Origin of the sequence: Halomonas faecis (assembly GCF_010993975.1) — a bacterium.
Lineage (GTDB): Bacteria > Pseudomonadota > Gammaproteobacteria > Pseudomonadales > Halomonadaceae > Halomonas > Halomonas faecis.
This window is the reverse complement of sequence record NZ_JAACZO010000011.1, coordinates 279,762-299,158: the sequence shown is the minus strand read 5'-3', so window position 1 is coordinate 299,158 and position 19,397 is coordinate 279,762. Positions and strand designations below refer to the sequence as shown.

Here is a 19,397-nt window from a genome sequence, read left to right as displayed (position 1 = left end):
ATGGCCGCCTTTGCAGGCGGCCATGCGAGCATCGGTGGGTGACTGCTTCAATATTCCAGCGACCAGCTCAGCGTGTAAGTGCGCCCGCGTCCTTGGTAGTCATAGAGGTACTCGGGGCCGTAGTAGGGGGAGTAAAAGCCAGCGGCCCGCTGTCCCCAGGGCGTCGAATACTGTTCATCGGTCAGGTTCTCGACGCCCAGGCTGATCTTGCCGAAGTCGGTACGCTGGCTGCCGATGAGATCCAGGGTTGTATTGCCCTCGATTTCGTCACCTTGATAGTCCTCGTAGTCCCAGGAGCGGTTGGCCTGCAGGCGCAGCGAACGGGTCATGTCCGACCACTGCGCGTGAAGCGTGGCGGTGTGCTGCGAAGGGTAGGGCGATACGGTGATGCCGCGTTTCTCCCACTCGCCGTCGATTTTCTGCTCCGACCTCAAAGCGTGAAGTGTACCGCCAAATTGCCAGTGATCTCCCAGGAACCGTGTGGCGGAGGCCTCGAGACCGTAATCGCGGCGCTTGTCATCGCGTTGGACGGTATTGAGGTTATTGTCCAACTCGATGGTTGAGTTGGACCATGAGTAATAGGCGGCAGCCTGGGTCTGCCACTGGTTCCCCTGATAGCGCCACCCCATCTCCATCTGCCGGGTCTTTATACCGTCGAGTGGGTTGTCGCTGACGCTCTGTCCAGGGCGTCCATAGTATTTGGAGGGATCGGGAAGATCGAATCCTTCGCTGTAGCTGGTCCAGGCCTGGTGACCATTCTCGAAATCATAAAGCGCACTGGCGTTGTAGAGAGATACGTCGTAATCGCTCTTTCCGCCCTCGGCAAGCGGCTGGCCACTCGGCTGGAAATCATCGATCTTGACATCCATGTGCTGGCGGCGGATGCCGGCCCCCAAGGTCCAGTTGTCGGTGGGCTGCCATTCACTCTGAACGAATGCCGACAAGCCATCGATCTGGAAGCCTGGGTAGCGTGGTTCGACACGACTCTCTTCGTGCACGAGGCCGCCAGTCGCATCCGTGACGTTGTCGTCAAAATACATCTGGGTGGCATCGAATTCCTCGCGATCGATGTCCACGCCATAATCCAGGCTGGTGCTACTCGAGAGCTCCGATGATATCAGCATCTTGAGTCCGCTGAGGGTCGTGTTTTGTTTGGATGTGGTGAAGTAATAGCTTCCATCCGAGTCAGGGTATGGGAATGGGTGAAAACTCGACTCCTCTTCGCGATGATAGGCTTGGAGGTAGAGATCCTGGCCGAAGACGTTCGCATGATGATAGTTCACGTTCAGCATGCTTCGATCGGTTAACGGCTCACGGTCGGCCGAGAACCCTTTTCGGATTTCTGCATCTTCCAGGTTGGGAGCACTCGAGTCGAGGTTTGGAAAGTAGACCCCTCTATCGTCTTCGTAACCGGATTCATAAAGCTGGGCTTTCAGGTCCAGCGTCTGCGCTTCGCTGAGACGGAATGTCAAGTTGCCCAGGATGTCGATGGAGCGGTTGCCCTGAAGGTCGGATTGGGCAATGTCTGGGAAAATTTCGTTTCCCTTGGCATCGTAGTGTCGGCCGTTATCTTCATAGGCTACACCAATGCGCCCTGTGACGAACTCATTGCCCCCGCTGGCGGACTGGGCGATTCGATGGTCGAAGTCGTTGCTATTATTGAAACCGGTCGTTACTCCAGCCGCACTCTCCCAGTTCGGGCCGCCTGCCTCTCCCGTTTTGGTAATGATGTTGATGATGCCGCCAGTGGCGCCACCGCCATAGAGGCTGCTGGCCCCGGAAAGCACCTCGACGCGTTCGATGTTGAAAGGGTCGATGGAATCGAATTGCCGCGACAGACTGCGCGAGTTGTTCATCGAGACACCATCGATGAGAACCTGGACGTTGCGGCCACGCATGTTTTGTCCGGCATTGGTACGACCCTGTGGACCGAAGTCGAGGCCGGGAACCAGTTTGCCCAGGGCAGACTTTAGGTCGGCACCGGTGCTGGTTTGCTCCCTCAATTGCTCGCCCTCGACTACCTGGGCGGCACTGGGAACCTGGTCGATCTGGGTTGGAGTGCGTGAGCCGACCACGACCATGGTGTCTTCGGCCTCATCGGCATGACTGCTCAAGCTGACTGCACTGGCCAGCAATACCAAGGCGGAGGATGTCGTTCGTTTCATGATCGTCTGCGGTTTCCTAAGCGGCTTGTGTGGACCTGCCGCGTAGGATATCGCTTACACGATAAATATCAATGATAACGATTGACTTTAACTGGTTGCGATGTCGTCGGGTAACGGTATGCCGTGCTGACGGCAGGTGGCACGCAGGGTGTTGAGCATCAGGCAGGCAATGGTCATCGGACCGACGCCGCCGGGCACTGGCGTGATGGCGCCGGCCACTTCGCTGGCCGTGGCGAAGTCCACGTCGCCGACCAGGCGCGTGCGCTCGTCGCTTTCGACCCGGTTGATTCCCACATCGATCACCGTGGCGCCGGGCTTGATCCAGCCGCCGGTAACCAGGCGAGGCCGCCCCACGGCGGCAACCAGAATGTCGGCCTGGCGGCACAGGGCTGCCAGGTCCTGCGTGCGTGAATGGGCAATGGTGACGGTGCAGTGCTGCCTCAGCAGTAGGTGAGCCATGGGTTTGCCGACGATATTGGAGCGGCCCAGTACCACTGCCCGTTGACCGCTCAAATCGCCATGATGATGCTCGAGCAGCATCAGGCAGCCCAAGGGGGTGCAGGGGATCAGGGCGTTGCCGTGGGTGGCCATGAGTCCCGCATTGAGCGGATGAAAGCCATCGACGTCCTTGTCGGGATGGATGGCCTGGATCACCCGCGCGGTATCGATTTGCGGGGGCAGGGGAAGCTGAATCAGGATGCCGTGAACCTGCGGGTCGTGGTTGAGCTGTTCGATCAGCGTCAGCAGCGCTCGGTTGTTCACGCTGTCGGCCAGGCGGTGAACGAAGGAGTTCATGCCGATGGCTTCGGCCCGGACTTGCTTCTTGCGTACGTAGCATTCGCTGGCCGAATCGCCGCCGACCAGAACCACCGCCAGTCCGGGAGTGATGCCCTGACGCTGACGCAGCGGCGCGAGCCGTTCCGCGATCGCGTTGCATAGGGGCGCGGCCAATTTCTCTCCATCGATCAGCTTTGACATGCACGGCTCCTTGACTGGGCGAAGAGCAACGGTCGGGCGGCCATGGGGGAAGACGCGCTGCTCGGGGTGGAAATGCACCGCTCGTGATAGCGGAACGTGGATGCGCCGACTATCGGACAAGGTAATTCCCCACGGAGGTCGTACATGTCCGCGGACGACGTACGGCGTCGCTGGCGCGACGTGACGGCGGCGCGGCTTCCATCGAATCGGGGGATGGCGCTTTGCGATATGTCGGCGTCGCTGGCGTTCATGTGGCGGTGAAGGGTGCCAACTACGCTGCAATCGCAGCCCGGCGAAATCCAGGCCGAACCGGACGGAATGGCGTCCGGCAAGGAGGCGCGATGTATGCGGTGAGACGTTGGGTGGTACGCCACGCACGGGGTTTCGAGCGACTCTACCAGGCCTTCGAGCCGCTGTTGGTCAAGCTGCATCCGGTCTGGCGTCGCATCGGTTATGACAGGGCGGAAGCCCCGGTCGCGGCCGTGGAGAAGGGCGTCAAGAGCGTGTTGTTCGATTGCCGGATGTGCGGCCAGTGCGTGCTCTCGTCGACGGGGATGTCATGCCCGATGAACTGCCCCAAGAACCTGCGCAATGGCCCCTGCGGCGGGGTTCGTCAGGACGGCGGCTGCGAGGTCGTGCCCGGGATGCGCTGCGTTTGGCTCGACGCTTGGGAGGGCAGTCGTCGCATGCGCTACGGCGACCGCATCCAGGTGGTTCAGGAGCCGGTGGACCATCGTCTGCAGGGCAGCTCCTCCTGGCTGCGAGTGGTGCGCGAGAGGGCCGAAGAAGCCGGTCAGTCGTCGCAAGGCGGAGCCGAGACATGAAGTTCGACGATGAGCCCGTGCCCGGCTACTCGCTGCCCATCCTGCCGGGGCACGTATCGCCGGGGCGGCTGGAACGGGTGCTGCGCGCCGGAAAGTTCGCCATCACCAGCGAGATCGACCCGCCGGACTCTGCCGACCCGGCCGAAGTGCTCAAGCGGGCGGCGATCTTCGATGGCTACGTGGATGCGATCAATGCCACCGATGGCTCCGGCGCACACTGCCACATGTCCAGCGTGGGGGTCTGCTCGCTGCTAACCCGGGTGGGTTATGCCACCATCCTGCAGATGTCGTGTCGCGACCGTAACCGCATCGCCATGCAGGGCGAGATCCTGGGTGCGGCGGCCATGGGGGCCTGCAACCTGCTGTGCCTGACCGGAGACGGCGTTCAGGCCGGCGACCACCCCCAGGCCAAGCCGGTGTTCGACCTCGATTCGATGTCGCTGCTCGAGATCGCCCGCAGCATGCGTGACGAGTGTCGTTTTCAGAGCGGGAGGCGGATCGAGCTACCGCCGCGCATCTTCCTCGGCGCTGCCGAGAATCCCTTCGTGCCGCCGCAGGCGTGGCGTCCCCACCGGGTGGCCAAGAAGGTGGCTGCCGGCGCGCAGTTCATCCAGATGCAGTATTGCTTCGACGTGCCGCAGCTCAGGGATTTCATGAGCGGGCTGGGCGACCTGGGCCTGCTCGAAGGGCCGGAACGGGTCTTCGTCTTGCCGGGCATCGGGCCTCTGGCCTCGGCGCGCAGCGCGCGCTGGATTCGCGACCACGTGCCCGGCGTGCACATTCCCGATGCGGTGATCGCGCGTCTCGAGGGGGCCCGCGACCAGAAAGAAGAGGGCAAGCGTCTGTGCATGGAACTGCTGCATCGGATACGCGAGATCCCCGGGGTCAGCGGCGCCCATATCATGGCCTACCGCCAGGAACATACGGTGGCTGAGATCATCGAAGCCACCGGCGTTCTGGAGGGCCGAGTGCCCTGGTACCCGGGACGAGACGACCCGTCCCAGCGTAATCCTGAATCCCCCGAGGCGTCGCCGGAAGCCGAACCCCTCCAGGGTTGACGGTGCGCGTCGGGTGTCGCCGAGGCAGTCCGCCCTACAACTGCGGCTCGCGAAGGCTTAGAATGCCGCCACTTCTCCTCCATTCACGCAGGGTGCCGGCGCTCGTCGGCACCGCACAGACGGCGATACGCAACTCCATGGCGGACTCCTCTACCCTGGCCCGGGAAGTCGGGCTGCGACGCACCTTCGCGATCATCTCGCACCCCGACGCGGGCAAGACCACCATCACCGAGAAGATGCTGCTGTTCGGCAACGCCATTCAGCTCGCCGGATCGGTGAAGAGTAAGCGCGACGACCGGCATGCCACTTCCGACTGGATGAAGATGGAGCAGGAGCGCGGGATCTCGGTGACCACCTCGGTGATGCAGTTCCCCTACAATGGGCGCATCGTCAACCTGCTCGATACCCCTGGCCACGAGGATTTCTCCGAGGATACCTACCGCACCCTGACGGCGGTCGATTCGGCACTGATGGTGATCGACGGTGCCAAGGGCGTCGAGGCACGCACCATCAAGCTGATGGACGTCTGCCGTCTGCGCACTACGCCGATCCTCACCTTCGTCAACAAGCTTGACCGCGAGGTGCGCGACCCCGTCGAGGTGATGGACGAGGTCGAGGAGGTACTGAACATCCAGTGCGCGCCCATGACCTGGCCCATCGGCATGGGGCGTCGTTTCAGGGGCGTCTATCACCTCTACAACGACGTGATCCACATCTATACCCAGGGTCAGGGCAACCGGATTCCCGAAGACAAGCGAATCGAGGGACTCGACAACCCAGAAGTCGACGAAGTGCTCGGTGAGGATCAGGCCGAGGAGCTGCGCATGGAGGTGGAGCTGGTACGCGGGGCTTCCCACGAATTCGACCTGGAAGCCTACCGTCGCGGTGAGCTGACGCCGGTCTATTTCGGCACCGCCATGGGCAACTTCGGGGTGCGCGAGATGCTCGACGGCTTCGTGGAGTATGCACCGACACCGCAGCCCCGCGAAACGGATGCTCGTACCGTCGAGGCCGAAGACGATCGCTTCACCGGCTTCGTGTTCAAGATCCAGGCCAACATGGACCCCAACCATCGCGACCGCATCGCCTTCCTGCGCGTCTGCTCGGGCAAGTACGAAAAGAACATGAAGATGCGCCACGTGCGCATCGGCAAGGACGTCAAGATCGCCGATGCCTTGACCTTCATGGCTTCCGACCGCTCCCACGTGGAGGAAGCCTGGCCCGGCGATATCATCGGCCTGCACAATCACGGCACCATCCAGATCGGCGACACCTTCACCCAGGGCGAGAACATGCGCTTCACCGGCATTCCGCACTTCGCGCCGGAGCTTTTCAAGCGCGTGCGCCTCAAGGATCCGATGAAGATGAAGGCCCTGCAGAAAGGCCTGCAGCAGCTCTCCGAGGAGGGCGCCACCCAGGTGTTCATGCCGCTGGACAACAACGACCTGATCCTCGGCGCCGTGGGTACGCTGCAGTTCGACGTGGTCGCCCACCGCCTCAAGGAGGAGTACAAGGTCGACTGCCTCTACGAGGGCGTGAACGTGCATACCGCGCGCTGGGTCTACTGCGACGACGTCAAGAAGCTCGAGGAGTTCAAGCGCAAGGCGAGCACCAACCTGGCCATCGATGGCGGCGGCTACCTGACCTACATCGCCCCGACACGGGTCAACCTGCAGATGACCCAGGAGCGCTGGCCGGAGATCCGCTTCCAGCCGACCCGTGAACACTGACCAACCGGGATTCGCCCGGAGCCACGAGCCGTGAGCCGAGGGCGACGAGCTGGAAGTCGCAAGATGTCACCGACGGTGCATCCTACTGCCGAAGCCCGAAGCCCGAAGCCCGAAGCCCGAAGCCCGAAGCCCGAAGCCCGAAGCCCGAAGCCCGAAGCCCGAAGCCCGAAGCCCGAAGCCGCCCATGCTCATCGACGCCCACTGCCATCTCGACTTTCCTGACTTCGACGCCGACCGCGAGGCAGTGATCGAGCGGGCCAGGGCGGCGGGCGTCGGCCACTTCGTGGTGCCGGGCACGACGTGCAAGCGCTGGGCGAACGTGCTGGCGCTGGGCGAGCGGAGCGATGTCAGCGTCTGTTTGGGATTGCATCCCTATTTCGTGGACGAGCACCGTGACGGGGATCTAGTGGCGCTGGAACGTGCCCTGGATGAGCATGCGGAGGTGGTTGCAGTCGGCGAGTGCGGCATCGATGCGCGCTTCGCGGACAACTGGGAGACCCAATGGGATATCTTCGATGCTCAGCTTCGCCTGGCCAAGGCGCGCGAGCTGCCCGTGGTGATCCACTGCGTGCGGGCCAACGACCAGGTGGCCAAGCGGCTACGCCAGCTCGACTTGCCGGCGGGCGGGTTGATCCACGCTTTCGCAGGATCTCCCGAGCAGGCGCGCCAGTTCCTCGACCTGGGTTTCGTGCTGGGGTTGGGCGGCGCACTGACCCATGCACGAGCCAAGCGCCTGCACCGCGCCGTGGCGAGCCTGCCTGACGATGGCTACGTGCTCGAGACCGACAGCCCCGACATGCCGCTCGCCGGCCACCGGGGTGAGCGCAACGAGCCGGCCCGTCTCACCGAGGTGTGCCGGGCGGTCGCAGCGCTGCGCGGGCAGGGCGAAGCGCAGGTGGCTGAGGAGAGTACCGCTACGGCACGGCGTTCGTTCAGGCTGACGTGAACCACCTTCTCGCGTCAGCCGCTGCCATCAGAGCTGCTCTGCCAAGGTCTCTGGATCCAACCGCTCGACGGGGTAGGGCAGCTTCAGCAGCTTGAGTGCCTGGCCGTCGACGCTGAGCGGGCCGATCTCTTCCTTGGTGCTGAGCACGGCGAGAATCTCCGCTTGTCCATAGGCGTCGAGTTCGGCGGCCAGCACCTCGCCCTGGGCCTTGTCGTTGGCATCTCTCACCGCCGCGCCGGGTTCGGGCAGGCGATCGCCCTCCAGCTGGGCGCGGTACAGCCGCTTCTTCACCTGGCCACGGAAGTGGGCGCGCGCCACGACTTCCTGGCCGGTATAGCAGCCCTTCTTGAAGCTGATGCCGCCCAGCGCTTCCCAGTTGATCATCTGCGGCAGCAGGGCGTCCTGATGGTGCGGCGTCAGCCAATAGAGCCCGGACTGGATGTCGTGCAGACACCAGGCGGCGTTGCCTACCAGAGTGGCGTGGGGCGTCAACTGCCGTATGCTCTCGATGGCCCGTTCCTCGGGCAGGCAAGCCAGAATGCGAGGCCGGGGCCCAGGGTGCGTCACCACCTGCAGTTGTTCGTTGCCGGCCTGGTGCCATAGCGACGGCGGGACGACATCGAAGTGCACCTCGGCCAGTGCTCGTGCTTCCACGCCGATCAGGCCGATCAACGCCAGGTCGTGGCGAGGTTCGAGTTCGGCCTTGTAGAAGGCGGCGAATTTGTCGAGGTGCTTGGCAAGGGGAGCGACCAGGCCATGGTGCAGCAGCAGCCGATAGTGTCCCTCGGCGATGCGCAGCAACTGGGCATTGGCCAGCATGCGCCCCTTGGGCGTGCAGAAGCCGGTGAGCGGTGCATAGTAGCCATCGGCCAGGCTGAGCTGGGCGCTGGCCTGGCCTTGCAGGAACCGTTCGGCATCGGCGCCGTGCACGTCGAGCACGCCCAGATGGGCGAGGGGTGTCACCACGCTGGCGTCCAGTGCCTGCCGGGCCGGGTCGGGGTGGTCGAATGTCACTCGGTCCTCACCGTCATGACGCCCGTTCAGATTCTCTATCCAATCACTCATGCCGAGGGCTCCCGTCATCGACTCGGAAAATGCCAGTTACGAGACGCGTTATCATTTCTTTAGGTATGCGGGCGGATGGCGACGAATGCAACCGGCTGTGTGACGAAAAAGGCCATGCTAGACTGCGCTTTCGTTATGCAGGGCATTGCGGAGTGCGTCCATGTCGAATCAGTCGCTTCACTTCAAGGGTGTGGAGAACGCCGACCAGGTCAACCGCATCACCACGACACTGATGATGCTCGACGGCGTCGACAGCGTCGAGGTGGGACGGCATGGTGCCGAGGTCGAGGGGCGAGTGACGCGCCAGACCTTGATACAGGCGCTGCGTGCCCTGAAGTTGCCGATCGAGATCGAATGAGTCAGCCGAGGCCAGCATGAAAAAGAGCATTGCAGTCACCAGCGAGCGCAACCACATCTTTCGTCAGCGCGTCGAACTCGACGGCTTCGATGAGCTCTACGTCGACGTTCCCCAAGCCTATGGCGGGGAAGGGTCGGCACCGGATCCCCACGATTACTTCGACCTGTCGCTGGGTGCCTGCAAGGCGATCACCGCACAGATGTATGCCCGGCGCAAGCAATGGCCCCTGGAAGGCGTCAGCGTCACAGTCAACCGTGACGACAGCGAGGAACGCAAGGGACTCTATCGACTCGAAGTGGTGATGTCGTTCCACGGCATCGATGACCCGGAGCAGCGGGATCGGCTGGAAGAGATCAGCCACAAGTGCCCGATCCACCAACTGATGACCAGCGCCACCGTCGAGGTTACCACTCGCACTGCCGCCGAGGCCTGAAACACCATGAGCAAGTCCTTTCGCCTCGAGTCGAAATTTCAGCCGGCCGGAGACCAGCCCGCGGCCATCGATGGGCTGGTGATGGGTCTCGAGGCGGGGCTGGCTCACCAGACTCTGCTCGGCGTCACCGGCTCCGGCAAGACGTTCACCATGGCCAACGTGGTGGAGCGGTTGCAGCGCCCGACCATCGTCATGGCCCCCAACAAGACGTTGGCCGCACAGCTTTATGGCGAGTTCAAGGCCTTCTTTCCCGACAACGCCATAGAGTACTTCGTCTCCTATTACGACTATTACCAGCCCGAGGCGTACGTGCCTTCGTCGGACACCTTCATCGAGAAGGATGCTTCGATCAACGACCACATCGAGCAGATGCGCCTCTCCGCGACCAAGGCGCTGCTCGAGCGCCGCGATGCGCTGATCGTGGTTTCCGTGTCGGCGATCTACGGTCTTGGCGATCCCGACCAGTATCTGAAGATGCGCCTGCATTTCACCCGCGGCGAACTGATCGACCAGCGCACCTTTCTGCGCCGCCTGGCGGAACTGCAGTACACGCGCAACGACATGGACTTCAAGCGCGGCACTTATCGGGTGCGTGGCGATGTTATCGACATCTTTCCCGCCGACGCCGAGGACGAGGCGATCCGCGTCGAGCTGTTCGATGACGAAATCGATTCGATTCGCCTCTTCGACCCGCTCACCGGTGAGGTGCGCGGCCAGGTACCGCGCATGACCATCTACCCCAAGTCGCACTACGTCACGCCGCGAGAGACCATTCTGGGAGCGATCGATGCGATCAAGGGGGAGCTCACCGAGCGCCTGGAATGGCTCAGAAAGCACGAGCGGCTGGTGGAGGCGCAGCGTCTGGAGCAGCGCACCCTCTACGACATCGAAATGATGCTGGAACTGGGCTACTGCAACGGCATCGAGAATTACTCGCGCTACCTCTCGGGGCGCAATCCTGGCGAGCCGCCGCCCACCTTCTTCGACTACCTGCCCGACGATGCGCTGCTGTTCATCGACGAATCCCACGTCAGCGTTCCCCAGGTGGGCGGTATGTACAAGGGCGACCGCTCGCGCAAGGAAACGCTCGTCGAGTACGGTTTCCGCTTGCCCTCGGCGTTGGACAATCGCCCCATGACCTTCGAGGAGTGGGAGCGCATCTGCCCGCAGACGATCTTCGTTTCGGCCACCCCTGGCCCTTACGAGGCAGAGCACGAAGGGCAGCGGGTTGAGCAGGTGGTGCGCCCCACCGGCCTGCTCGACCCGGCGCTGGAGGTGCGGCCGGCGTCGACTCAGGTCGATGACCTGCTTTCCGAGATTCGTCTGCGTGCCGAAGTGGGCGAGCGAGTGCTGGTGACCACACTCACCAAGCGCATGGCCGAGGATCTCACCGAGTATCTCGACGAACATGACGTGCGGGTGCGCTATCTGCACTCCGACATCGACACCGTCGAGCGGGTCGAGATCATTCGCGACCTGCGTCTCGGTCAGTTCGACGTTCTGGTGGGCATCAACCTGCTGCGCGAGGGGCTCGACATTCCCGAGGTCTCGCTGGTGGCGATCCTGGATGCCGACAAGGAGGGTTTCCTGCGCAACGAGCGCTCGCTGATCCAGACCATCGGCCGCGCTGCGCGCAACGCTCATGGCAAGGCGATTCTCTACGGCGACCGCACCACCGATTCCATGCGCCGCGCCATGGACGAGACCGAACGGCGCCGGACCAAGCAGATGGCCCACAACGAGGAGCATGGCATCACGCCGACCACCGTGACGCGTTCGGTGGCCGACATCATGGAAGCCGGCCAGGCACCGGGGCGCAAGGGCAAGGGGCGCAAGAGCGAGCGAAAAGTGGCCGAGGGGGCGGCAGTGTATGACCCCAGCGATCTCTCGCCGACGGAGCTCGTCCGCGAGCTCACCCGGATCGAGGACGCCATGCACGAGGCCGCCCAGAACCTGGAGTTCGAAGAGGCAGCACGACTGCGTGATCGACTGCATGAGCTCAAGGAGCGCCAGCTCACCCTGGGGGCCGTCTGAGCGTTCCCGAATGCCCCAGGATCCGTCGCACGATACCCTGCATCGGCCTGTCGGGTCGGGCCTTTTTTATACCGTTATCTTTCATCACCCTAAGTCGTGCTTCCCTTCATTGGTGGAAGGGCGCTGCTGGTAAGGCGCGGGTAAGGTATAATCCGCACCCGTTCGAGCCCGCCGCGCTGGCCACGATGCCGCTTCGAGAGCGGGCATGCCGACAACGCCAAGGAGTTCCTTGCCCATGACCGTGATCCGCCAGGGCGACCTGATCGACAGCGTCGCCGATGCCCTGCAATACATCTCCTACTACCATCCCAAGGATTTCATCGACGCCATGGCGGCGGCCTATGACCGTGAAGAGAACCCGGCGGCCAGGGACGCCATCGCCCAGATCCTGATCAACTCGCGCATGTGCGCCACCGGCCATCGGCCGATCTGCCAGGACACCGGTATCGTCACCGTCTTCGTTCACGTCGGCATGAACGTACGCTTCGAAGGGGACATGAGCCTCGACGACATGATCAACGAAGGGGTCAGGCGTGCCTACAAGCTGCCCGACAATGTGTTGCGGGCCTCGGTGCTGGCCGACCCGGACGGCAAGCGGCAGAACACCCGGGACAACACCCCGGCGGTGATTCACCACAAGCTGGTGCCCGGTGACAGCGTCGAAGTGCACGTCGCCGCCAAGGGGGGCGGCAGCGAGGCGAAGTCCAAGTTCGCCATGCTCAACCCCTCCGACAGCGTGGTCGACTGGGTCATGGAACAGCTGCCCAAGATGGGTGCCGGCTGGTGTCCGCCCGGGATGTTGGGCATCGGCATCGGCGGTACCGCCGAGAAGGCCATGGAGCTGGCCAAGGAGTCGCTTCTCGATCCCATCGACATCCAGGAGCTTCAGGCTCGCGGGCCGTCCAATCGAGCCGAGGAGCTGCGCCTGGAGCTCTACGACAAGGTCAACAAGAGCGGCATCGGCGCTCAGGGGTTGGGTGGGTTGACCACGGTACTCGACATCAAGGTCAAGGACTATCCGACCCATGCCGCCAACAAGCCGGTGGCGATCATCCCCAACTGTGCGGCCACCCGCCATGCCCACTTCACCCTGGACGGCAGCGGCCCCGCTGCACTGCCGGCGCCCAAGCTGGAGGACTGGCCGGAGATCACTCGCGAGATGGGCGACGACGTCAAGCGCGTCGACCTGGATAGCGTGACCCCGGAAGACGTGCAGTCCTGGCAGCCCGGCGACACCCTGCTGCTCAACGGCAAGCTGCTGACCGGCCGCGATGCGGCTCACAAGCGCATGGTCGACATGATCGCCAAGGGCGAGCCGCTGCCGGTGGACTTGAAGGGCCGCTTCATCTACTACGTGGGGCCAGTGGATCCGGTGGGCGACGAGGTGGTGGGTCCGGCCGGCCCTACGACGGCGACGCGCATGGACAAGTTCACCCGCACCATGCTCGAGGAGACCGGCCTGCTGGGCATGGTCGGCAAGGCCGAGCGTGGCGAGGCGGCCATCGAAGCGATTCGCGACAACCGCGCGGTTTACCTGATGGCGGTGGGCGGGTCGGCCTACCTGGTCGCCCAGGCGATCAAGAAGGCGAGGGTGGTCGGCTTCGAGGATCTGGGCATGGAAGCCATCTACGAGTTCGAGGTGGAGGACATGCCGGTCACCGTGGCGGTAGACAGCGAGGGTACCTCGGTGCACCAGACCGGCCCGGCCAAGTGGAAGGAGATCATCGCCGAGCGTGCCTGATCCTGTCGCGGTGTTGCCCGCAGCGATGACCTCGCGGCCCCGCCATCTGGCGGGGCCGCCGACGTTTGGTTATGCTGCAGAACACTGTTTTTCAGGGAGTGAGCATGACCTCCTGGTTGCTTGGCCTGGCGATTCTACTGACCTACGTGTTGGGCATCGTCTCCGCGGTGATGGCCTTGATGTCCAGTCGGACGTCTCAAGGTGCCATTGCCTGGATCATTTCGCTGGTGACCTTTCCTTACCTGGCCGTGCCGGCCTATTGGTTCTTTGGGCGGCCGCGATTCTATGGTTATGTCTCGGCGCGGGGCGAGCGCGATTCCGTTCTGCGTCGCGTGCTGGCCCGCTACCGAGAGCGAGTCGTCCCCTATCTGGCCGATGCCCGCGACCCGGATTTGCGGGCCGTCGAGCAACTGGCCATGATGCCGTTGACGAGTGGCAACCGTGCCGAGCTGTTGATCGATGGCCGATCCACTTTCGACAGCCTGTTCGCCGGCATCGAATCTGCCGAGGAGTACCTGCTGGTACAGTTCTTCATCGTCCGCAACGATGCGCTGGGTCGTCAGCTCAAGGAACGCCTGATTCGCAGCGTCGAGCGTGGAGTGCGCGTTTACTTCCTCTACGACGAGGTGGGTAGTCGCAAACTACCCGAAGGGTATCTGAGCGAGCTGGCCGAAGCCGGGGTGCAGGTCAGCCCCTTCCGCTCGTCACGTGGCTTCAAGCACCGCTTCCAGCTCAATTTTCGCAATCATCGCAAGGTGTTGGTGGTGGATGGCCATGAGGGCTGGCTGGGGGGCTTCAATGTCGGTGTCGAGTATCTCGGCCAGCATCCGCGGCATGGGCCCTGGCGAGACACCCACCTCAAGCTCACCGGACCCAGCGTGCTGGGGCTTCAAGAGGCATTCTGGGAGGATTGGCACTGGGCCACCGGTGAGGTGATCGGCCTGAACTGGGAGCCGGGAGTGATCTGCCCGGAGTCTCAGCACGTGGTGATAGTGCCGTCCGGCCCAGCGGATCCTCAAGAGACGGCCAGCCTGTTGGTACAGCATGTCATCCACAGTGCCAACCAGCGGCTATGGGTGACCAGCCCCTACTTCGTGCCGGATCAGGGCGTGCAGGATGCCCTGCGTTTGGCGGCCATGCGCGGCGTGGACGTGCGCATCATGATTCCAGAGCATCCCGACCACTTGCTGGTATTTCTCTCGGCCTTCGCCTTCTTGCCCGAGATGGTGCGAGCCGGCGTCAAGGTATACCGTTATCAACCGGGGTTTCTGCATCAGAAGGTGATCCTGATCGATGACAGTGCCGCCAGCGTTGGCACGGTGAATCTGGACAACCGCTCTTTTCGGCTCAATTTCGAGATCACCGCCTTCATTCCCGATCGTCGTTTCGCCGCCGAGGTGCGGCTGATGCTCGAGCGCGACTTCGCCGCCTGTCGCCGCATCGACTACGACGAGCTCAAGAACCGACCCCTGTGGCGCAAGCTGGTATCGCGGGCTGCCTATCTGACCTCGCCGATTCAGTAGCCGCTTGGGTTCGTGATGTGGCTGGGGTACATTAGGCGATGCTTGATGCCCGACGGGCCCCTGTTTTCCTTCGTCAAAGCCCTTCATCGGAGTTGCGGTGAACCTCGAAACCAAATGGCTGGAAGACTTCGTGGCTCTGGCCAACAGTCGTAGCTTTTCTGCCTCAGCCCGTCAGCGGCATGTCACCCAGCCGGCCTTCAGTCGACGCATTCGCTCGCTGGAGCAGGCGGTAGGCGTGACTCTGGTGGACCGTTCCACCACGCCCGTCACGCTGACCCCCGAAGGTCAGCTGTTCCTGGTCACTGCACGCAACCTCGTCGAGCAGCTCAACGAGTGTCTGGGGCACCTGCGCGGCCTCTCCATGGCTCGCGAGGCGTTGGACATCGTGGCGGCCCATTCGCTGGCCCTGAGCTTCTATCCGCCCTGGATATCGCGTCTTCAGGAGGGACTCGGCGAGCTGCCCACGCGTCTGGTGGCCATGAACGTGGGCGAAGCGATTCACGTACTCCGCGAAGGCAATTGCGACCTGATGCTCGCCTACCATGACCCCTATGCGACCATGCAGCTCGACCCCGAAGTCTTTCCCTCGTTTTCCATCGGCCAGGTCAAGATGGTGCCGGTGAGTTTGCCCGGCCCGGACGGAGCGCCTCGCTTCAGTCTGGATAGCGAATCACCGATTCCTTACCTCGCTTATACCCAGGGGGCATTCCTGGGGCGCAGCGTGCGCATGCTGCTCAAGAACGATCCTCTGCGTCTGCGGCTGCGGACTGTCTACGAGACGGCCATGGCCGAAGGCCTCAAAGGCATGGTGCTGCAGGGAGTGGGGCTCGCCTGGATTCCCGATTTCTGCATCCGCGAAGAGCTCAACAGCGGGCGCCTGGTGCGGGCTGGTGACGAGAAGTGGGACGTGCCGCTGGAAATTCGCCTCTATCGCTGTTCGCTGGTGCACAAGCCTGGCGTGGAGAAGCTGTGGCGGCAGATGATGAAGCTGCCGCGCGATTTCCTGGAAGCCTAGTTCGGGTAGCCTGTTGAATCTAGCCTGACCGACCCTGCGTCACGCACTACCGAGATCGGCCGGTAGGCCGAGGAAGTTCTGGATGATGAAGAAGTGATCCTCGAACAGGCTCTCCGGCTCGAGTTCGGCCAGCGGCACCCAGCGGGCGTGATCGCCGCCCTTGACTGGCTTGAGGCGCGGTAGCTGCTGGTCCGGGCGCAGGGCGAAATAGAAAGCCTCGGCCAGAGTGCGGCCGCGCCAGCTGCGGTGGGGCTCGTCGAACAGGCGTTGGCCGCGCAACGACCCCTTGAGCACCGGCTCCGGTACCTTGAGGCGTACTCGCTCGCGCAGCTCGCGCAGGCAGGCGTCGAGCAGCCGCTCATGAGGATTGATGAAGCCGCCGGGCAGGGCGAGCAGGCCCTTGCCCGGGGCCGCGGTGCGCTTGACCAGCAGCACGTGACCCGACTGCACTACCACGGCGTTGACGGTGACGAAGATGGGTGGGTAAGGGGCCTGGGCCCAGGCCTGTCGGTACTGATCGAGCAGTTGTTGCTCCTCGAGCAGCTGACGGTGGGCTTCGCCATCGACGAAGCCGCGCAGTGCTTCGCAGACGCTGGGAGGTAGATCGTGGCAGGCGCCGGTGCTCAGGTAGTCGGCGGCGGAGGAAATGGAGCGGAACAGGCGTTCGCGGATCCGGCTGGCGGTGATGCCCTCGACCAGGGAAACGCTCACCGATTCCCACTGCGGGAAGAGCGACAAGTAGTAGCTCGATTGGCCGCGGCTGGCGCCGATCAAGCCGATGCGGGGGAGGCGAGCGTGGTCCGGGCCGGCAATGTCGCGGACCTTGCGCTGTACGTCGCGCACCCAGACATCGTTGTTGTAGAGCGCATCGAGCAGCGGCACGATGGCCAGGCGAGCGTTGTCGTCCTCATCGAAGCAGCCGCGCAGCATGGCCTGGCGTTCGTCGAAGCGCCAGGGGTTGCGTAACGAGCGTGCTTGCCAGGCCGAGCCCACCAGCACGATCACCTGACGTGCCTGGCGCAGCGCTTCGTGGATGACGGCAAGATGTCCCAGGTGCGGCGGCTGGAAACGACCGATGAAAACCAGACAGTCGAATTCCGGGACCTCAGTGGGCATCGGCGCTTCCTTTACGGTGGCGTGAGTGGGCGACATTATGGCCGTCCGGTTAGCATGCTGCAATGCGCCACATCGCTCGTTTCGGCGTCGACTTCGGTTCGCTTGGCGAGCCCGCCTGCAGGGAGACACGGGAATGGAGTGCATACGTTTTTGCTGGCAGGTCGCGCGCAATGCCGCTGCTCACTGGGTGAAGTGCAATGCCTTCAGCTATGCCGGCTCGCTGGCTTTCTATACGCTGTTCTCGATGGCCCCGACGATGATCATCGCCGTTACGGTGATCGGCGTGGTACTGGGAGAGGAGGCGGCACAGGGGCAGTTGGTTGCTCAGCTGCAGGAGATGCTGGGTCACGAGGCGGCGCTGGCCATCGAGCAGGCGGTGTCGGCCTCGCGCATCGAAGAGAGTGGCCTGCTGCCGAGCATTCTGGGGGCTGGCGCCCTGCTGGTGGGGGCGACGGCAGTCTTCGCCCAGTTGCAGTTCTCGCTCAATACCCTGTGGGGAGTCACGGCTCGGCCGAGCAGCAACAGCCTGCTGATGTTCCTCAGGAAGCGGCTGTTGTCGCTGGTCGTAGTGCTGTCCATCGGCTTGATTCTCTTGATCACCCTGGTGCTCGGCGTGGTGGTCCGAACGGTGCTGCAATTGGCGGGCGAGCTGATTCCCTATACCGGCTGGCTGACTCAGGGAGCCGAGTTTCTTCTGGCCGTGGCCACGGCGACGCTGCTTTTCGCGACCGTTTTCAAGATACTGCCGGACGTGGTGCTGGGTTGGCGAGATGTGCTGGTCTGTGCGTTCGTCACGGCACTACTGTTCACCATCGGGCGCAGTCTCATCGCCACATACCTGGCCTACACCGCCACCGCCTCTGCTTATGGAGCTGCCGGCTCGGTGGTGGTGATTTTGCTGTGGGTCTACTACAGCTCGCTCATCCTGCTGTTCGGTGCCGCCTTGACGCGTAGCCAACTGGTCGTCGGTGGGCGAGCCATCGTGCCGCGCAACTCGGCGGTGGTGGTGCATCGCGAATTGCGAGAGGAGTGAACGAGGCGGCGCATGCCGCTCGGGACAAGCGTAGAGCCTCCCTTATCCGGCCGGGAACCTCTGGCCGGGAAGGGAGGCGGAATGCTAGAAGGGGGGCTGAATCCATCGGGGAGGAACGACGATGAGTCGACGTTGTGTCAAGGCGCTGGTTACCGGAAAAGTGCAAGGCGTGTGGTATCGGCGTGCCACCCAGGAGCAGGCGCTGCAGCAAGGCGTGACCGGCTATGCCAAGAACCTGCCGGATGGCCGGGTCGAGGTGCTGCTGTGCGGCGATGGTGACGCTGTCAATCAGGTGGCGGCCTGGTTGTGGAAGGGGCCTCCCAATGCCCGAGTCACCCACGTCGAGCTCGAACCCCTCGAGCCGCGCGACCCGGACAATTTCGTCACCCTGTGATGCGCAACGCTTACGCCAGGGTGTCGGCGATCCACTCCACCACGGCATCGCCGTCCACTTCCAGACAGGCTTCGACCAACGGTGTCTGCGACCAGCGCGGGGCGATGAAGGCGCGACCTTCCGGCGCGAAAATGGTCTGCCCCTCGGCTTCGCCGCGCGTCACCACATTGAGATGTCCGGGGGCAGTGGTGAACAGTTCGGGGCGCAGCAGCCAGGCCAGGGCACAGCTGTCGTGGGGGCAGCAGCCGTCGATGCCGAGGAATTCCCGGTAAAAGTCGCGGTAGAAGGCGTAGCTGTCGGCCAGCACGCGACCCAGCTCGCCCTGTCCGGCAGCGATACGTTCCATGTGCGACTCGCTCAGCACGCAGCGGTGGGTCACGTCCAGACCCACCAGGGTCAGCGGCCAGCCTGCCGTCAGTACCCGGGATGCCGCATCCGGGTCGTTGAACATGTTGGCCTCGGCTACCGGGGTGACATTGCCGCCTTCGCGGATCGAGCCGCCCATGATCACCACGCGCTCGACCTTCTCGGTGATGGCCGGGTCGAGCTGCAGCGCCGCGGCCAAGTTGCCTACCGGTCCCACGGCCACCAGGGTCACCTCGCCGGGGCGGGCGTTGATTGTGTCGACGATGAACTGAGCGGCGCTGCGCGGGTCGGCCTGTCCCGTCACCTCGGGCAGCTGGATATCGCCCAGACCGTTGGCCCCGTGGATATGGGCCGGTGCCGGGTGCCGCGCCTTGACCAGCGGCCCAGCGGCTCCCTGAGCCACCGGGACGTCGTCACGCCCGGCGAGTTGTGCGAGCAGCAGGGCATTATGAGTGGCCGTGTCTACGTCGACGTTGCCATAGGTGGTGGTCAGGCCGAGCAGCTCGATCTCGGGGTGGCGCAGTGCGATGGCGATGGCCTGGGCGTCGTCGACGCCGGGGTCGGTATCGAAAATGATGGAGTGCGGCACGTTGGCTCCTTGGTCGTTGGGTGATGCGA

At 63.5% G+C, this 19,397-nt stretch carries 17 protein-coding genes; 12 read left to right on the top strand and 5 right to left on the bottom strand.

Translation table 11 applies throughout. The features are described 5' to 3' along the window. Positions 1-47 precede the first annotated feature (47 nt). Together GFD32_RS06875 and folD are read right to left on the bottom strand one after the other, a co-directional pair. On the bottom strand, positions 48-2,165 hold the full coding sequence (locus GFD32_RS06875) for a TonB-dependent receptor (RefSeq protein ID WP_163575816.1): 2,118 nt from the start codon (positions 2,163-2,165) through the stop codon (positions 48-50). A gap of 87 nt (positions 2,166-2,252) precedes the next feature. Continuing rightward, positions 2,253-3,143 (bottom strand): bifunctional methylenetetrahydrofolate dehydrogenase/methenyltetrahydrofolate cyclohydrolase FolD, encoded by an 891-nt coding sequence (gene folD, locus GFD32_RS06870; RefSeq protein ID WP_163575815.1) that lies wholly within the window; start codon positions 3,141-3,143, stop codon positions 2,253-2,255. A gap of 341 nt (positions 3,144-3,484) precedes the next feature. Here folD and GFD32_RS06865 point away from each other — a divergent pair, with 341 nt between their 5' ends. The 4 genes from GFD32_RS06865 to GFD32_RS06850 all read left to right on the top strand — a co-directional run bounded on the left by GFD32_RS06865 (position 3,485) and on the right by GFD32_RS06850 (position 7,701). Next, positions 3,485-3,967, top strand: a complete 483-nt coding sequence (locus GFD32_RS06865; protein ID WP_163575814.1) for a methylenetetrahydrofolate reductase C-terminal domain-containing protein — start codon at positions 3,485-3,487, stop codon at positions 3,965-3,967. Continuing rightward, entirely contained in the window at positions 3,964-5,025 is a 1,062-nt protein-coding gene (locus tag GFD32_RS06860; RefSeq protein ID WP_163575813.1) for a methylenetetrahydrofolate reductase, read from the top strand. The genes GFD32_RS06865 and GFD32_RS06860 overlap by 4 nt, the downstream gene beginning before the upstream one ends. A gap of 137 nt (positions 5,026-5,162) precedes the next feature. Next, a complete protein-coding gene (gene prfC / locus GFD32_RS06855) occupies positions 5,163-6,755 on the top strand; it encodes a peptide chain release factor 3 (protein ID WP_163575812.1) in 1,593 nt (530 codons plus the stop codon). Between the two features lie 184 nt (positions 6,756-6,939). Beyond that, positions 6,940-7,701 (top strand): TatD family hydrolase, encoded by a 762-nt coding sequence (locus tag GFD32_RS06850; RefSeq protein ID WP_163575811.1) that lies wholly within the window; start codon positions 6,940-6,942, stop codon positions 7,699-7,701. A gap of 27 nt (positions 7,702-7,728) precedes the next feature. Here the strand turns inward: GFD32_RS06850 and ygfZ are convergent, their stop codons facing one another. Beyond that, the gene (gene ygfZ / locus GFD32_RS06845; protein ID WP_163575810.1) at positions 7,729-8,766 is read right to left on the bottom strand and encodes a CAF17-like 4Fe-4S cluster assembly/insertion protein YgfZ; all 1,038 of its coding nucleotides are present in this window, start codon (positions 8,764-8,766) and stop codon (positions 7,729-7,731) included. 160 nt (positions 8,767-8,926) lie between these two features. On the opposite strand from ygfZ, the gene GFD32_RS06840 reads away from it, so the two are divergent. From GFD32_RS06840 to GFD32_RS06815, 6 genes are all read left to right on the top strand, one after another. Beyond that, positions 8,927-9,124: a hypothetical protein gene (locus GFD32_RS06840; RefSeq protein WP_163575809.1), complete on the top strand. Its 198-nt coding sequence runs from the start codon at positions 8,927-8,929 to the stop codon at positions 9,122-9,124. A gap of 16 nt (positions 9,125-9,140) precedes the next feature. After that, positions 9,141-9,557, top strand: a complete 417-nt coding sequence (locus tag GFD32_RS06835; protein WP_163575808.1) for an OsmC family protein — start codon at positions 9,141-9,143, stop codon at positions 9,555-9,557. Between the two features lie 6 nt (positions 9,558-9,563). Further along, positions 9,564-11,591 carry an excinuclease ABC subunit UvrB gene (gene uvrB / locus GFD32_RS06830; RefSeq protein ID WP_163575807.1) on the top strand — a complete coding sequence of 676 codons (2,028 nt, stop codon included), beginning with the start codon at positions 9,564-9,566 and terminating at the stop codon, positions 11,589-11,591. A 235-nt stretch (positions 11,592-11,826) separates the two neighbouring features. After that, a complete protein-coding gene (locus GFD32_RS06825; protein ID WP_163575806.1) occupies positions 11,827-13,332 on the top strand; it encodes a fumarate hydratase in 1,506 nt (501 codons plus the stop codon). Between the two features lie 104 nt (positions 13,333-13,436). Further along, positions 13,437-14,855, top strand: coding sequence for a cardiolipin synthase (gene cls / locus GFD32_RS06820; protein WP_163575805.1), 1,419 nt, complete (start codon positions 13,437-13,439; stop codon positions 14,853-14,855). Between the two features lie 97 nt (positions 14,856-14,952). Beyond that, the gene (locus GFD32_RS06815) at positions 14,953-15,870 is read left to right on the top strand and encodes a LysR substrate-binding domain-containing protein (RefSeq protein ID WP_163575804.1); all 918 of its coding nucleotides are present in this window, start codon (positions 14,953-14,955) and stop codon (positions 15,868-15,870) included. Positions 15,871-15,909: 39 nt separating this feature from the next. Here GFD32_RS06815 and GFD32_RS06810 read toward each other — a convergent pair whose 3' ends face one another. Next, entirely contained in the window at positions 15,910-16,986 is a 1,077-nt protein-coding gene (locus GFD32_RS06810) for a bifunctional nicotinamide-nucleotide adenylyltransferase/Nudix hydroxylase (protein ID WP_163575803.1), read from the bottom strand. Between the two features lie 133 nt (positions 16,987-17,119). On the opposite strand from GFD32_RS06810, the gene GFD32_RS06805 reads away from it, so the two are divergent. After that, on the top strand, positions 17,120-18,019 hold the full coding sequence (locus tag GFD32_RS06805; protein ID WP_163575802.1) for a YihY/virulence factor BrkB family protein: 900 nt from the start codon (positions 17,120-17,122) through the stop codon (positions 18,017-18,019). A gap of 121 nt (positions 18,020-18,140) precedes the next feature. Beyond that, on the top strand, positions 18,141-18,413 hold the full coding sequence (yccX, locus tag GFD32_RS06800) for an acylphosphatase (protein ID WP_163575801.1): 273 nt from the start codon (positions 18,141-18,143) through the stop codon (positions 18,411-18,413). A 10-nt stretch (positions 18,414-18,423) separates the two neighbouring features. On the opposite strand, the gene GFD32_RS06795 is transcribed toward yccX, so the two are convergent. Beyond that, a complete protein-coding gene (locus GFD32_RS06795; RefSeq protein WP_163575800.1) occupies positions 18,424-19,368 on the bottom strand; it encodes a nucleoside hydrolase in 945 nt (314 codons plus the stop codon). Positions 19,369-19,397: the final 29 nt, after the last annotated feature.